Annotated in this window: 16 protein-coding genes, 1 other RNA gene and 1 pseudogene; 12 read left to right on the forward strand and 6 right to left on the reverse strand. The window is 63.6% G+C overall.

Annotated features, from left to right (window positions below):
• The first annotated feature begins 4 nt into the window (after window positions 1–4).
• From prfB to ssrA, 8 genes are all read left to right on the forward strand, one after another.
• Complete coding sequence (prfB, locus tag G6N27_RS23465; protein WP_163780615.1) at window positions 5–1,111, forward strand: peptide chain release factor 2; 1,107 nt, start codon at window positions 5–7, stop codon at window positions 1,109–1,111.
• Window positions 1,101–2,081 (forward strand): mechanosensitive ion channel family protein, encoded by a 981-nt coding sequence (locus G6N27_RS23470; protein WP_163780617.1) that lies wholly within the window; start codon window positions 1,101–1,103, stop codon window positions 2,079–2,081. The genes prfB and G6N27_RS23470 overlap by 11 nt, the downstream gene beginning before the upstream one ends.
• A complete protein-coding gene (locus G6N27_RS23475; protein WP_163780619.1) occupies window positions 2,081–2,548 on the forward strand; it encodes a hypothetical protein in 468 nt (155 codons plus the stop codon). Before G6N27_RS23470 ends, G6N27_RS23475 begins: the two co-directional genes overlap by 1 nt.
• A 70-nt stretch (window positions 2,549–2,618) precedes the next feature.
• Window positions 2,619–3,308, forward strand: a complete 690-nt coding sequence (gene ftsE, locus G6N27_RS23480) for a cell division ATP-binding protein FtsE (protein ID WP_163782236.1) — start codon at window positions 2,619–2,621, stop codon at window positions 3,306–3,308.
• Window positions 3,309–4,202 (forward strand): permease-like cell division protein FtsX, encoded by an 894-nt coding sequence (ftsX, locus tag G6N27_RS23485; protein WP_163780621.1) that lies wholly within the window; start codon window positions 3,309–3,311, stop codon window positions 4,200–4,202.
• Window positions 4,203–4,204: 2 nt separating this feature from the next.
• Window positions 4,205–4,699: an SsrA-binding protein SmpB gene (gene smpB / locus G6N27_RS23490; RefSeq protein ID WP_163780623.1), complete on the forward strand. Its 495-nt coding sequence runs from the start codon at window positions 4,205–4,207 to the stop codon at window positions 4,697–4,699.
• Window positions 4,696–5,544, forward strand: coding sequence for a DMT family transporter (locus tag G6N27_RS23495; RefSeq protein WP_163782239.1), 849 nt, complete (start codon window positions 4,696–4,698; stop codon window positions 5,542–5,544). Before smpB ends, G6N27_RS23495 begins: the two co-directional genes overlap by 4 nt.
• Before the next feature lie 191 nt (window positions 5,545–5,735).
• Window positions 5,736–6,105, forward strand: a transfer-messenger RNA (tmRNA) gene (gene ssrA, locus G6N27_RS23500).
• 304 nt (window positions 6,106–6,409) lie between these two features.
• Here ssrA and G6N27_RS23505 read toward each other — a convergent pair.
• Complete coding sequence (locus tag G6N27_RS23505; protein ID WP_163780625.1) at window positions 6,410–6,616, reverse strand: hypothetical protein; 207 nt, start codon at window positions 6,614–6,616, stop codon at window positions 6,410–6,412.
• 204 nt (window positions 6,617–6,820) lie between these two features.
• On the opposite strand from G6N27_RS23505, the pseudogene G6N27_RS23510 reads away from it, so the two are divergent.
• A pseudogene (locus tag G6N27_RS23510) lies at window positions 6,821–7,054 on the forward strand (spirocyclase AveC family protein); the annotation flags it as partial.
• Window positions 7,055–7,309: 255 nt separating this feature from the next.
• Here the strand turns inward: G6N27_RS23510 and G6N27_RS23515 are convergent.
• Window positions 7,310–7,687 (reverse strand): hypothetical protein, encoded by a 378-nt coding sequence (locus tag G6N27_RS23515; RefSeq protein ID WP_163780628.1) that lies wholly within the window; start codon window positions 7,685–7,687, stop codon window positions 7,310–7,312.
• A gap of 500 nt (window positions 7,688–8,187) precedes the next feature.
• Here G6N27_RS23515 and G6N27_RS23520 point away from each other — a divergent pair, with 500 nt between their 5' ends.
• On the forward strand, window positions 8,188–8,571 hold the full coding sequence (locus G6N27_RS23520; RefSeq protein ID WP_232064767.1) for a MerR family transcriptional regulator: 384 nt from the start codon (window positions 8,188–8,190) through the stop codon (window positions 8,569–8,571).
• Between the two features lie 496 nt (window positions 8,572–9,067).
• Window positions 9,068–9,334: a helix-turn-helix domain-containing protein gene (locus G6N27_RS23525; RefSeq protein ID WP_163780630.1), complete on the forward strand. Its 267-nt coding sequence runs from the start codon at window positions 9,068–9,070 to the stop codon at window positions 9,332–9,334.
• Between the two features lie 163 nt (window positions 9,335–9,497).
• Here G6N27_RS23525 and G6N27_RS23530 read toward each other — a convergent pair whose 3' ends face one another.
• From G6N27_RS23530 to G6N27_RS23540, 3 genes are read right to left on the reverse strand one after another with little or no spacing between them, the layout of a single operon-like run.
• Complete coding sequence (locus G6N27_RS23530; protein ID WP_163780632.1) at window positions 9,498–10,193, reverse strand: SDR family oxidoreductase; 696 nt, start codon at window positions 10,191–10,193, stop codon at window positions 9,498–9,500.
• A 30-nt stretch (window positions 10,194–10,223) separates the two neighbouring features.
• Window positions 10,224–10,610: a DUF4345 domain-containing protein gene (locus G6N27_RS23535; RefSeq protein ID WP_163780634.1), complete on the reverse strand. Its 387-nt coding sequence runs from the start codon at window positions 10,608–10,610 to the stop codon at window positions 10,224–10,226.
• Window positions 10,607–11,443: an alpha/beta fold hydrolase gene (locus tag G6N27_RS23540; protein ID WP_163780636.1), complete on the reverse strand. Its 837-nt coding sequence runs from the start codon at window positions 11,441–11,443 to the stop codon at window positions 10,607–10,609. The genes G6N27_RS23535 and G6N27_RS23540 overlap by 4 nt, the downstream gene beginning before the upstream one ends.
• A 94-nt stretch (window positions 11,444–11,537) precedes the next feature.
• Between G6N27_RS23540 and G6N27_RS23545 the strand changes: the two genes are divergently transcribed.
• Window positions 11,538–12,143 (forward strand): TetR/AcrR family transcriptional regulator, encoded by a 606-nt coding sequence (locus G6N27_RS23545; RefSeq protein WP_163780638.1) that lies wholly within the window; start codon window positions 11,538–11,540, stop codon window positions 12,141–12,143.
• Here the strand turns inward: G6N27_RS23545 and G6N27_RS23550 are convergent.
• A complete protein-coding gene (locus G6N27_RS23550) occupies window positions 12,124–13,137 on the reverse strand; it encodes an NADP-dependent oxidoreductase (protein ID WP_163780640.1) in 1,014 nt (337 codons plus the stop codon). The genes G6N27_RS23545 and G6N27_RS23550 overlap by 20 nt on opposite strands.
• Window positions 13,138–13,178 lie beyond the last annotated feature (41 nt).

Here is a 13,178-nt window from a genome sequence, read left to right on the forward strand (position 1 = left end):
ACCTGTGCATCCCGACCGACAGGCTGACATCGCGGCTCTCGACTCCACCCTGACCACGGTGGAGCGGGTGCTGGACGTCGACGGTCTGCGCGGCCGGATCGAGAAGCTGGAGCACGAGGCGTCCGATCCCAACTTGTGGGACGACCAGGCCCGTGCGCAGCGGGTGACCAGCGAGCTGTCGCACACCCAGGGCGAATTGCGACGTGTCGAAGAGCTGCGCCAGCGACTCGACGATCTACCGGTGATGTACGAGCTTGCCGACGAAGAGAACTCCGAAGACGCCAAAGGCGAGGCCGACGCGGAGTTCAAGGCCTTGCACGCCGACATCGAGGCGATGGAAGTGCGGACACTGCTCTCGGGCGAGTACGACGAGCGCGAGGCGCTGGTCAACATCCGCTCGGGCGCCGGTGGCGTGGACGCCGCGGACTGGGCCGAGATGCTGATGCGGATGTACATCCGTTGGGCTGAACAGCACAAGTACCCGGTCGAGGTGTTCGACACCTCCTACGCCGAAGAGGCCGGCATCAAGAGCGCGACGTTCGTGGTGCATGCGCCGTATGGATACGGGACGCTGTCCGTCGAACAGGGCACGCACCGCCTGGTGCGGATCAGCCCGTTCGACAACCAGAACCGACGGCAGACGTCGTTCGCGGAAGTCGAGGTGCTGCCGGTGGTGGAGACCACCGATCACATCGAAATCCCCGAGGGCGATCTCCGCGTTGACGTGTACCGATCCAGTGGCCCCGGTGGGCAATCGGTCAACACCACCGACTCGGCGGTTCGACTCACGCACATCCCGACGGGTATCGTCGTCACCTGTCAGAACGAGAAGTCGCAGCTGCAGAACAAAGTGGCCGCGATGCGTGTTCTTCAAGCAAAGCTGTTGGAACGCAAGCGTTTAGAAGAGCGCGCGGAACTCGACGCACTTAAGGGGGACGGCGGCAGCTCCTGGGGTAACCAGATGAGGTCCTACGTTTTGCACCCGTATCAGATGGTCAAAGACCTGCGTACGGAATACGAAGTAGGAAACCCGGCAGCCGTCCTCGACGGAGACATCGATGGATTCCTGGAAGCAGGGATCAGATGGCGCAATCGAAAAGATGACGACTAAAACGACGTATTCGGCAATCAGCACGGCGCAGCGCTGGCACGACTTCTGGCACGGCGAGATCGGGCTATGGATCATCACTCGCGGTCTGCGGGTGATCATGCTGGTGATCGTCGCGATCCTGGCGGTTCGGGCCGTCACCTGGGTCACTGATCAGATCACCCAGCAGCTCGACGAGAAGTTCACGGAGAGCGACGCCTTGGTGCGCTCGGAGGCGACCAAACACCGCCAGGCGGTGGCGTCGGTGATCCAGTGGGTGTCCATCGTCCTGATCGCGATCTGGGGCATCGTGCAGATCGCCGACGTCCTCAGCTTTTCCGTGAGGGGTTTGGTTGCGCCGGCCACCGTGATCGGTGCCGCACTGGGCTTCGGTGCGCAGCAGGTGGTCAGAGACATCCTTTCGGGGTTCTTCATCATCGTCGAAAAGCAGTACGGCTTCGGTGATCTCGTCACTCTGACCATCGTGTCGACAGCCGAGGCCAGCGGCACCGTCGAGAACGTGACGCTGCGAGTGACCAGGCTGCGCTCGCCCAACGGTGAGGTGCTGACCATCCCGAACGGCCAGATCATCAAGGCCGTCAACCAGTCCAAGGACTGGGCTCGCGCCGTGGTGGACATCCCCGTCTCGACGTCGGCCGACCTCAACCGGGTCGGCGAAGTGTTGCGCGAGGAGTGCGAGCGCGCTCTGGACAACCCGGTCCTTGGCGAGCTGTTGCTGGACGCGCCCACTGTGATGGGTGTGGAGAGCATTCAAGTCGACACCGTGACGCTGCGGATGGTGGCCCGCACGCTGCCCGGCAAGCAGTTCGAAGCCGGCCGTCAGCTCCGCGTCCTGGTCGTCCGTGCGCTGGCCCACTCGGGGATCGGGACGACGGCCGACGCGAAGGTCAACGTCGTCGGCGGGCTGGGAGTCGAGGCAGCCACGGCCGAGCAGGAAGAGTACGAAAAGACCCACGAGCCGGTGCAGCGCTGATGAAGGTCACCCTCAACGTTCTGGAAAACCGTGGCCGCGCTGCGAATCGGCACTGGCCGAATTACATGTTCGGCGGACGGGTCCGGACGTCGACGCTGGTGTTGATCGTCGCGTTCTTCGCCGTGTGGTGGACCTACGACACCTACCGGCCCGCCCCGACCCCGCCGGCAGTACCGCAGGTGGTACCGCCGGGCTTCGTTCCCGACCCCGCTTACACCTGGGTCCCGCGCAGCCGGGTGCAGCCGCCGCCCAGCTACGACACGCCGACAACCGAGCCGACGCCGACTACGACGCCGCCGCCACCGACGACCACCACACCCCCGACGACCACGCCGCCTCCGCTGTTCCAGCTTCCGGTGCTGCCGCCGCCGTTCGGACCGGGTACGACGACGCCCGCGCCGAGCCCGACTCCGCCGCCGCCGGCACCCGGCCCCGCACTGCCGGGGTTGCCGGGCCTGCCCGGATGAGGCGCTGTCGCTCGTCAGCGCGTCGCGTCGTCCGGACCACTCAAACGCACGGTTACACTGGCGACCCGTGATGATCACCCTCGACCACGTCACCAAGCAATACAAATCGTCGGCGCGCCCGGCGCTGGACAACGTGAACCTCAAGATCGACAAGGGTGAGTTCGTCTTCCTGATCGGCCCGTCCGGATCCGGCAAGTCGACGTTCATGCGGTTGCTGCTAGGGGCCGAGACGCCGACCAAGGGCGATGTGCGGGTGTCGAAGTTCCACGTCAACACGCTGCCCGGACGGCATGTCCCCAAGCTGCGCCAGGTCATCGGCTGCGTGTTCCAGGACTTCCGGTTGCTGCAGCAGAAGACCGTGTTCGAGAACGTCGCGTTCGCGCTCGAGGTGATCGGCAAGCGCCCCGAAGTGATCAACCGGGTGGTGCCCGACGTGCTCGAGATGGTCGGTCTGTCCGGCAAGGCCACCCGGCTGCCGCACGAGCTGTCCGGTGGCGAGCAGCAGCGGGTGGCCATCGCGCGCGCGTTTGTCAACCGACCGCTGGTCTTGCTGGCCGACGAGCCCACCGGAAACCTCGACCCGGAGACCAGCAACGACATCATGGATCTACTCGAGCGCATCAACCGCACCGGAACCACGGTGCTGATGGCCACCCACGACCACCACATCGTCGACTCGATGCGGCAGCGGGTGGTGGAGTTGTCGCTGGGCAGGCTGGTCCGCGACGAGCAGCGCGGTGTCTACGGGATGGACCGCTAAGTGCGCTTCAGCTTCCTATTCAACGAGGTTGTGACCGGTTTTCGGCGCAACATCACGATGACCGTCGCGATGATCCTGACCACCGCGATCTCGATCGGCTTGTTCGGCGGCGGCTTGCTGGTAGTCCGGTTGGCCGACCATTCGCGCAACATCTACCTCGATCGGGTCGAAACGCAGGTCTTCCTCACCCCCGAGATCTCGGCCAGCGACGCGACATGTGAGAGCCCGGCGTGTAAAGCGTTGCGGGAGAAGATCGAGAAGCGCACCGACGTCAAGTCGGTTCGGTTCCTCAACCGCCAAGACGCCTACAACGACGCCATCCGCAAGATCCCTCAGTTCAAAGATCTGGCGAGCAAAGACGCGTTCCCGGCGTCGTTCATCGTCAAGCTGGAGCATCCCGAACAGCACGCCGAGTTCGACGCGGCGATGCAAGGCCAGCCCGGGGTCGATCACGTGCTCAACCAGAAGGAACTGATCGACCGGCTGTTCGCCGTGCTGGACGGCTTGAGTAACGCCGCGTTCGCGGTCGCGCTGGTGCAGGCGATCGGCGCGATCTTGTTGATTGCCAACATGGTTCAAGTCGCCGCCTACACCCGCCGCACCGAGATCGGGATCATGCGGCTGGTTGGCGCCACCCGCTGGTACACCCAACTGCCGTTCCTGGTCGAGGCCATGGTCGCGGCCACCCTTGGCGTCGTCATCGCGATCGTCGGTCTGATCGTGGTGCGCGCGCTCTTCTTGGACAGTGCGCTCAGCCAGTTCTACCAAGCCCACTTGATCGCTCCGATCGACTACGCCGACATCCTCTACATCGCACCGCTGTTGCTGTTGGTCGGTGTCGCGATGTCCGCGGTCACGGCGTACGCGACATTGCGCCTGTACGTACGGCGATAGCGGTGGCCAAGAAGCCGTCCGGCAAAGCTGCGCCAGGAAGGCAGATCGTGGCCTCCAATCGCAAAGCCCGGCACAACTACTCGATTCTGGACGTGTTCGAGGCCGGTGTGGTTTTGCTCGGCACTGAAGTTAAAAGCCTGCGCGAAGGCAAAGCGTCGCTGGTGGATGCGTACGCCACCGTCGACGACGGCGAAGTTTGGCTGCGTAACCTGCACATTCCGGAATATCACCACGGCTCCTGGACCAACCACGAGCCGCGGCGCAACCGGAAGCTGCTTCTCCACAAGAGCCAAATCGACGCACTCATCGGCAAAATCAAGGATGGTAACCTCGCGCTCGTCCCGTTGTCGCTGTACTTCTTCGAAGGAAAAGTCAAGGTGGAGCTTGCATTAGCGCGTGGTAAGCAAGCCCACGACAAACGTCAGGACATGGCGAAGCGCGACGCGCAGCGCGAGGTCATTCGCGAATTGGGTCGGCGCGCCAAGGGCATGAGCTGATCGGCGCCGCGTACGCCCAGCTGTCCGCGGTCAGCTACGGCGTCAGTGATTTCGTCGGGGGTGTGGCTTCCCGGCGAGCGGCTGCACTCCGCGTCATGCTGGTGACCTATCCGGTCGCCACCGTCATGCTCGGCGTCGTCGCGGTGACGGCCGGCGGACCGGTCCACCCGGGCGCGGTGCTCTGGGGTGCGCTCTACGGAATCAGTCAGGCGATCGGCGTGTACTGGTTCTACGCGGCCGTTAGCGCCGGCCCGATCTCGGTGGTCTCGCCGCTGGCCGCGGTGCTCAACGCGGCCGTGCCCGTCGCCGTCGGAGTGGCGTTGGGCGAACGACCCGGCGAGATGGCATCGATGGGCGTGGTGCTGGCCATGGTCGCAGTGGTTCTGGTCAGCCGGGAATCTCCGGACGACGAGGACGTCCGCACCCATCGATTCACCAGCAAAGTCGCGTGGCTGACGGTCGGCTCGGGAGTGGCCTTCGGGCTGGATTTCGTTCTGCTGCACCAGGCTCCGGTGGAGTGCCGGCTGTGGCCGCTGTTCTTCGCGCGTGCCGCGGCCACCGTACTGGTGTTCGCCGTATGCGCGGGGAGCAAGAACTTTGCGCTGCCGTCCCGCACGCCGCTGCGGCTGGCGGTCGCCGCGGCGATACTCGATACCTGCGCCAACATCACCATGCTGCTGGCGATCCAGAAATGGATGCTGTCGCTGGCGAGCATTCTGATCTCGCTGTACCCGGCGACCACCGTCATCCTGGCGATCGTCGTGCTGCGCGAGCGGCTCACGCGCTGGCAGGCGGTCGGGATGTTGTTGACGGCCACGTCGGTGTCGCTGATTGCCGCTGGCTGACCCCGGTCCAGCATTAGGCCGCATGGGCAGCCCGTCGCGGCCGGTGTCGAGCTCAGCGGCGACACCGTAGGTCGGCTCGCGCATCGTCGAGCGTGTGAACTTCGTGATCTGATCCGGGATGGATGGTCGCTGACCTGGCGTTGAAAAGCGCGTATCATGAATTGTCCTGCCGAAGTTCGGCGGGGATGCGAGGGGCTGAACGGTTTCGACTTCGCGCATCGAATCAAGGGAAGCGTGCCGGTGCAGGCAAGAGACCACCGTAAGCGTCGTTGCAACCATATAAGCGCCGTTTCAACACAGCGCGACTACGCACTCGCTGCCTAAGCGACTGCGTGTCTGTCAGACCGGGAGCGCCCTCGGCCCGGACCCTGGCATCAGCTAGAGGGACCCACCCACGGGTTCGGTCGCGGGACCCATGGGGACATCAAACAGCGACTGGGATCGTCATCTCGAACTTGTTCGCGTGATCGAGAGATCCGAGTAGAGGCATAGCGAACTGCGCACGGAGAAGTCTTGAGGGAATGCCGTAGGACCCGGGTTCGATTCCCGGCAGCTCCACAGTTTGACCAGCGAGAATAGAACGAGTATCGGCCACGTCAGCACCACGTCAGCGCACCTGACGTTAAGGTGCGCGGCGTGGCCTTTATTCGTGAGCGCACTCACAAGGACGGCACGCCGTATTTCTTGGTGACTTACCGAGTCGGTGGCCGGGGGAGTCGCTCGAACCCGCTGCTTAGCTGCCTGTTTCATGTACTCGGGTACACGTCGGATTGCCAGAGAGAGAAGGGTCGCTGGCCGTTCGAGGCGGTGGCGCGCCTAGTAAAGGGGCACCCCTCAACCCCCTGAAGAAGGCGCGCCGTCGTCGCTACACAGGCGACACGACTTCGGTTCGCAGGCTTCGGAGTTCGCTTGCAACGAACTTAGCGAGCAGCCCGTCGCGACCGGGGGCGTCGCCGCGCATGGTTGTCAACAGCGCGTAGAGCCCGAGCAGGAAGAATACGGCGCTGTGGAAAGCGTCGACATCTGAGAACACTTCGCCGCGATTACGGGCGCGCATGATCTCAGCGGCCAACAGCACGATGGTGGGGTGGTCTGTCCACTCATCCTCTTCTGGCCGCGTCGGTGAGAAGTACAGTCCGATCACGTCGCGGAAAAGGGCGCTCCCCCAATGATCTTCGAGGTCTACGACGAGTCTGACGATCTCGTCGAATACGGCTTGGAGATCGTGCGGAGAGTCCAAGAAGGTGCCGAGTTCTGCCGCAACGCGGGCGCCGTTTACGGCCGCGGCTTCCTCACCATCCGCGCCGCCAAGCTGTCCACCTCGGTGGCCTGCCCATGGCCATTCCCCGAATCCAAGGTGTACGACCCTCAGGGCTTCTACGAGAAGGCGGGTCACTCCGGCCCGTTCTTCGAGGGCAAATGGAGCACCTGGCTGTCGGGGCAGCCCGACGGACGCCCCTTCATCCAAGGACCAGTGCCACCCAGACGCTGCGGTCCCGGCCATAGCTAACGGCGGCGGGGGCACCAACGCTGCAACCCGACGGACGAGGGAGCGTGGTCGCTGACGACTCAACCCGAGGAGCACTGCCCGCCCTTCGCATCGCTTAGGCGCGAATCGCTGTAATCCACGCAGTGACAGAGTGCTCCCTTTGCCGGTCTCAGTGATCCAAGGTGGTGACCGCAGGTGCGGCAGACCCGCTTGAGCGCGGCCGCTGTCGACGGGGCTCCCCAAGTCCCGCCGACAGAGCGGCAATCACAGGTGCGCTTATGGGAGAAGCGACGGCTCGGCTGATGGGCCCTCAATGCCGGTGACCGTCCACGCGGAGACATCGGACAAACGGATGCGCAACGAGTCATGCTCGACCATGGTGCCCGCGACATAACACCGGGCCTTGCGGAGATGAAGAAAGGTCCTGGCCTGCTCTGCTTCGAGCGCTCCGATACGGCCGGCGACATCCTCGGCGTCGTTTCTGGCGAAGAATTTGGTGACGTAGTGGCCGAAGTATGCACTGGGCACTGTTATTCCCGTCGCCACACCCCAGGGCAGGTACAGCGTCACTTCGATGCTGACGGAATCGGCTTCCGCATCGATGTGTCGCAGGATCGCATCCACCCCGCTGCCGCCAGAGTCAGGTAAGGCCATTTCGGGATCGTAGAACACTTCCTGCCATCGGCACCACCGAAAATCTCTAGTGTTGAGGGTAGACATTCACCATCCGTGCGGTTAGAGTCTTCCATGCAACAGAGCAAAGGGGTGCTGGCACGGGAGATGACGAACTACCCGTGATGCGTCGCAATCAGCGCGGTCAGTCACGAGGGCCGGAGAGTAGGACAGCAGTCCTCAGACCGTCGCGTAAGAGGAGAAGTACCGGCAAGTGCAGTACCTGCACGAGGGAGAGAAAGGAAGGAGTTACCGTCGGATCGCCCGTGATGTTAAGTGTCGGGCGGATACCGCAGTTCACAGCAGTGTCATTAGATGGTAGTGATCTCCTGAAGGGCCGGCGCCCCGGTGCGATGGTGTGCACCGGGGGTCCGGCCCTTCTCCATGAGCACAGTGTGGTTTACCGCGGCGCCGGACCCCGGCTATGTAAGTGCAATCTAGGGAGAGGCCGGTAATGGCCCGGTAGCCCTATCTCTAGTGCTTTGAAAGGTGTTGTGGTACAAGCCAAAAACGGTCCTGCCGACAATAAACCGAATGACAAGTTCGATGACGAGGACTATCCCGCCTACAGCATGGGCAGCGCCGCCCAAATTTTGGGAACCACCCCAGCGTTCCTGCGGAGCCTCGACGAGGCGAAACTCCTCACCCCACAACGCTCCGAGGGCGGACATCGCCGCTACTCCCGTTATCAACTGCGGATCGCGGCGAGGGCTCGTGGTCTGGTTGATCACGGCACCGCGCTAGAGGCGGCGTGCCGCATCATCATCCTCGAAGACCAACTCGCTGAGGCCCAGGCAATGAACGCCGAACTTCACCGCAGCCTCGGCGACCGGCACGCCCCATCCGGCGACGACCCTAAGCCCTGAACTTCGCCGATCCTGCGTCATTTCATCTGAGCCACGCATCTGTCACCCCGTTCTTCGAACCAGACAGCGCGCCGAGAGGGATCTGGTTGTCGCAATTAGACCGGAGTGTTACTGGTGTGGCGATGGGCGAAGCGGGTACACGGCGTGCTAGGTGCGCGGCGGGCCCGGGGTTGCCGCATTGCCTAGCCCTCGGTAGTCATGAAGCGGCTGGCGGGACGTCTTCCGGGGGAGGTGATCATGGCGCTCCCACTCGTAGACCGGGTATGTGCTATGCAGAGGGACGCAACTGTGATCAGTGGGTCTATGGCAAGTCGGTGAGACCTGCGGCTTGAGTCTTTGCGCGACGTGTTCGCGGCCGAGGAGCCCCTCGACGAAGTGTTGACCCGCATCGCACGCACCGCCCTCGACGCAACAGCGGATACCGATGCCTTGTCCATCACCGTGCTAGCCGGCGGCGACGGTGGGAGCAACGCCCCACGAACTGTGGCCTATACCGATGCACACTGCTGCGACTGGACCACGAACAGTACAGTTCCGGGCGCGGACGTTTGGGGAACGTGTCCGCAATCGTCGCACTGAGCTTGGGCTAAGTCAGGAGGCCGCGGCAGTCTGTTGTGGCATTCACTGGACGCAACTCGGCAAGGTCGAGCGCGGCCAACGCAGCCTTCGGCTAGAGAACATCATCAAGATCGCCGACGGGCTCGATATCGATGCCGGAGAACTCGTGAGCGGTTTGCCCAGGCCTCCGGAGGAATCGGCGTAGAAGCTTCGCTGGGCGGCTCAAGACCGTCCCCCAAGGGGTAGCTGGGGTCCAAGTGCAAGATTTCATTCCTGCCCGACATGTACGCGGCCATTGCCCGCCTTGTGCTACCTCGCGTCGACGTGTGCTCGGGAGCGGGGTGGTTATCCGCTGTCACGATCACCGCTCAGCCTGGCGTGCGTTCCAGGATCGGCTTGTTCAGCTCCGCCCGCACATGCCGAGTCATCTCGTCGGCGAGGACCTCAGCGGCACCTGCCTCGATCCCGTCGAGAATCTGCCGCACCACGTCGGCAGGATCCGACTTGGGACTGTCGGAGAACGACGCCATGTCGGTGTCGACGAGACCCACATAGGCGCCCACGACCTGGACGCCGCGAGGGGCGAGTTCGAGACGCATGGAGTCCGTGGCGCTCCACATCGCAGCCTTCGATACTCCGTAGCTCGCTCCGACGGGCAACCAGGCCAGTACCGACGCGACGTTCACGATCGCCCCCCTCTTCGCAACGATCTGGTCGGCGAAGGTGGAGGCCATCGCGAGCGGTCCGAAGAGGTTGGTCTCCAACTCATCTCGCAGCCCCGAGGTGTCTCGACCCAGGACCGACGCTCCGCGCACGATGCCGGCGTTGTTGATCAGCACGCTGACGTCCGGTGCCGCCTCCGCTGCGGCCGCCACCGACTGTGCGTCTGTGACGTCGAGTGTCAGTGCGACGACCCGCGGGTCCGTCGTATCGATCTGCCCCGCGTCGCGGGCGGCGGCGTAGACCTTGGCCACCCCGCGATCAAGCAACTGGGTCACGTAGTGGCGTCCCATGCCGCGATTGGCTCCGGTAACGAGGACGGTTTGGTTAAGCAGTGTGGTCATGACGTTCTCCTACTTGATGTTTGGGGACATTCAGTGGTCGGCGATGCTTCGTTGCCAGGCCAGGATGATGGGTATCCCGATGAGCTCGAGCGCGGTCGCGGCCACGATGACCGGATGTGGGCGCCCGGCCTGCCGCCACGACCACAGCCGGGCGAGACCACCGACGCCGATGGTGGCTTCGGCTAATGTCGCGGTGGGTGACTGCTCGATGCGTGACAATTGCGACCAGATGATTGGCGCTACTGCGAGTTTGAAGACGTTGGCGTATCTGAGGGCGCTGTCGACGGTTGGCGCTACGGCGGGTGAACCGCCGGGAACTGCTTGAGGGCCCCTCAGGATTTCTAGGGCCGCACTTCCCGCGGGCAATCCGGCCAGCAGCCCCAGCGTCCACTGCAACCTTCGTCTGCTGCGGCTCATTGCAGGAACTCGCTCGCTTGGGCGACGAACTCGTCGTGGAACTGGAAGATGCCGCCATGTCCGGCGTCGGGGTAGATCTTCAACTGCGCGTTCGGGAACCGACGGGCCATGTCGTGTGAGTTGCTGGTGGGCACCATACGATCATCGTCGCCATTGACGACGAAGACGGGCTGGCGGACCGTCGACAGGTCTGCGGGCTGCTGGACACCCCAGGCGTGAATGGCCTTCAGCTGCATGCGGAAAGCGCTGATGGAGATCGACTTGTCGCGATCGGTTGAGCGCTCCTTGAGCCGGTTGACGAAGCGCTTGGCTTCCGCCTTTCCGTTCGCCGTTTTGGTGAAGAAGAGATTCTCCTTCGGATCCTTGCCCGTCAGCAGGGCTTTTGTACTGTCGCTGATCGTTACTCGGGTCACCTTGTCGATGCCCACGCCTCCCGCCGGTCCGGTTCCGGCCAAGATGAGCTTGCGCACCAGCTGCGGCTGTTGCTTGACGATTTCTTGAGAAACCATGCCGCCCAACGAGAAACCGAGAAGGTCGACCTGCTCGAAGCCCAACCCACTGATGAAGGCGATGGCGTCGCGTGCCATCGCGGCAATCGTGTCCGGCGCCTTCCCGCCAGACGCGCCGACGCCGCGGTTGTCGAAGGCGACGACGTGACGGTGGGCGGCGATGCCGTCAACGACCCGCGGGTCCCAGTTGTCCAGCACGGCCGCGAGGTGGTTGAGGAAAATCACCGGCACGCCGGTGGCGGTACCGAGTTCGCGGTACGCAAAGGTGGTGCCACCGATGTCGATGGTCTTGGTCGGCGTGTCCCGGTAGGTCGTCGTGCTCATGTGGTTGCCACTCCTTGGTATACCGATTGGTTTACTTCGTTGCGAACGCTACACGGCTTCCCTGACGATGTAAACCAAGCGGTATACTTTCGTCATGGACACGAACGCGCAGACGCAACCGGCGTCCGGACGTGGCGGTCGGGGTGCGCGGCAACGAATCCTCGACGCCGCCATCCGGCTCTTCTATCAGGAGGGCATCAATGCCACCGGGGTGGAACGCCTGGCTACTGAGGCGTCGGTCTCCAAACGCACTCTCTATCAGCACTTTCCGAGCAAGGCGGCCGTGGTGGAGGAGTATCTCCGCTACATTCGGCAGGGCGTCGGCGATCCGATCCGACCCGATCCCGCCGTCGACAAGCGCAGCCCCAGGGTTCGCATCTTGGCTCTCTTCGAGACTCCTCCTGCGGGCGGACTTATGCGCGGTTGCCCGTTCCACAACGCGGCCGTCGAGGCCGCTGACGGCATGCCCGAAGTTCACGACATCGTCGAAGCGCACAAACGGAACTACATCGACGGACTCGTCACGCTGGCTCGAGCGGCGGGCGCAGCCAACCCCAGAATGCTCGGCAATCAACTCGCCGTGCTCTTCGAGGGCGCGGCCGCGCTGTCAACCTCCCTGAACGAGCCCGAGCCCTGGACGCACGCCCGCAAGGCTGCCCAGACCCTCGTCGACGAGGCGGTCAGCCAAGGTTCGGCTTGACCGTGACGACGACCTTCCCCTTGGCCCGTCCCGACTCGACGTAGGCCATCGCGGCATTGGTCTCCGCGAACGGGAACACCTTGTCCATGACCGGGCGAATGACGCCGGAGTCGATCAGTGCGGTGATGTCCTGGAGTTGTTCGCCATTGGCGCGCATGAAGAGGAAGAAGAAGCGGACGCCGAGCCGGCGGGCCTTTCTCCGCGTCCCAAAACTCAGAAGTCGGAGCGCCAGTCGTACGTACCATGCAGCTCCGATCTCCCCACCGAATACGTGATCGGGCGGTCCGGAAATTGAGATCAGCGTGCCGCCGGGCTTCAAGACTCGCAGTGACTTCTGCAGTGCCGGAGCGTCCTGACTGTGCAGCACCACGTCGTAGTCATGCAGAATCGTCTCGAAGTCCTGAGTCTTGTAGTCGATCACGACGTCGGCACCGAGACTCTTCACCATGTCGAAACTGGTTGAACTGCACGTCGTGGCCACGGTTGCACCCAGATGCTTCGCCAACTGGATCGCGATCGTGCCAACCCCACCGGTCCCCGCCTGAATGAATACTTTCTGCCCTGGCTTCACGTCGGCCTGTTCGACGAGCGCCTGCCAGGCGGTCAGGCCAACGAGGGGAACGGAGGCGCCCTCAGCCATGGTGAGGGCCGTCGGCTTGAACGCCACGTCGCGTTGATTCATCGCGATGAACTCCGCGAACGTGCCGATTCGGTCCTTGTCCGGGCGCGCGTACACCTCGTCACCGGGCCTGAATTTCTGCACTCGGGGGCCGACCCGCGTCACAACTCCGGCCACGTCGTTGCCCATGATCAGCGGAAGGCGATAGGGGAGAACCAGTTTGAACTCGCCGTCTCGGATCTTGGCGTCGAGCACGTTCACTCCGGCCGCGTGCACCTCGACGAGCACGTCGTCATCACCGACGAGCGGTTCGGGCATCTCGGCCGCCCGAAGGCTGCTCTTCTTCGCATACTTGTCGAGCGTGAATGACTTCATCAGGCGCATCCTTGGAGTAAACCGTTTGGTGTACTTGAGGA

Origin of the sequence: Mycobacterium cookii, from assembly GCF_010727945.1 — a bacterium.
Lineage (GTDB): Bacteria > Actinomycetota > Actinomycetes > Mycobacteriales > Mycobacteriaceae > Mycobacterium > Mycobacterium cookii.

Coding starts and splice junctions, on each gene's coding strand:
- G6N27_RS23470 (WP_163780617.1), top strand. CDS start 1,101: ATGACGACTAAAACGACGTATTCGGCAATCAGCACGGCGCAGCGCTGG.
- G6N27_RS23475 (WP_163780619.1), top strand. CDS start 2,081: ATGAAGGTCACCCTCAACGTTCTGGAAAACCGTGGCCGCGCTGCGAAT.
- ftsE (WP_163782236.1), top strand. CDS start 2,619: ATGATCACCCTCGACCACGTCACCAAGCAATACAAATCGTCGGCGCGC.
- G6N27_RS23515 (WP_163780628.1), bottom strand. CDS start 7,687: ATGGCCTTACCTGACTCTGGCGGCAGCGGGGTGGATGCGATCCTGCGA.
- G6N27_RS23525 (WP_163780630.1), top strand. CDS start 9,068: ATGCACACTGCTGCGACTGGACCACGAACAGTACAGTTCCGGGCGCGG.
- G6N27_RS23530 (WP_163780632.1), bottom strand. CDS start 10,193: ATGACCACACTGCTTAACCAAACCGTCCTCGTTACCGGAGCCAATCGC.
- G6N27_RS23535 (WP_163780634.1), bottom strand. CDS start 10,610: ATGAGCCGCAGCAGACGAAGGTTGCAGTGGACGCTGGGGCTGCTGGCC.
- G6N27_RS23540 (WP_163780636.1), bottom strand. CDS start 11,443: ATGAGCACGACGACCTACCGGGACACGCCGACCAAGACCATCGACATC.
- G6N27_RS23545 (WP_163780638.1), top strand. CDS start 11,538: ATGGACACGAACGCGCAGACGCAACCGGCGTCCGGACGTGGCGGTCGG.
- G6N27_RS23550 (WP_163780640.1), bottom strand. CDS start 13,137: ATGAAGTCATTCACGCTCGACAAGTATGCGAAGAAGAGCAGCCTTCGG.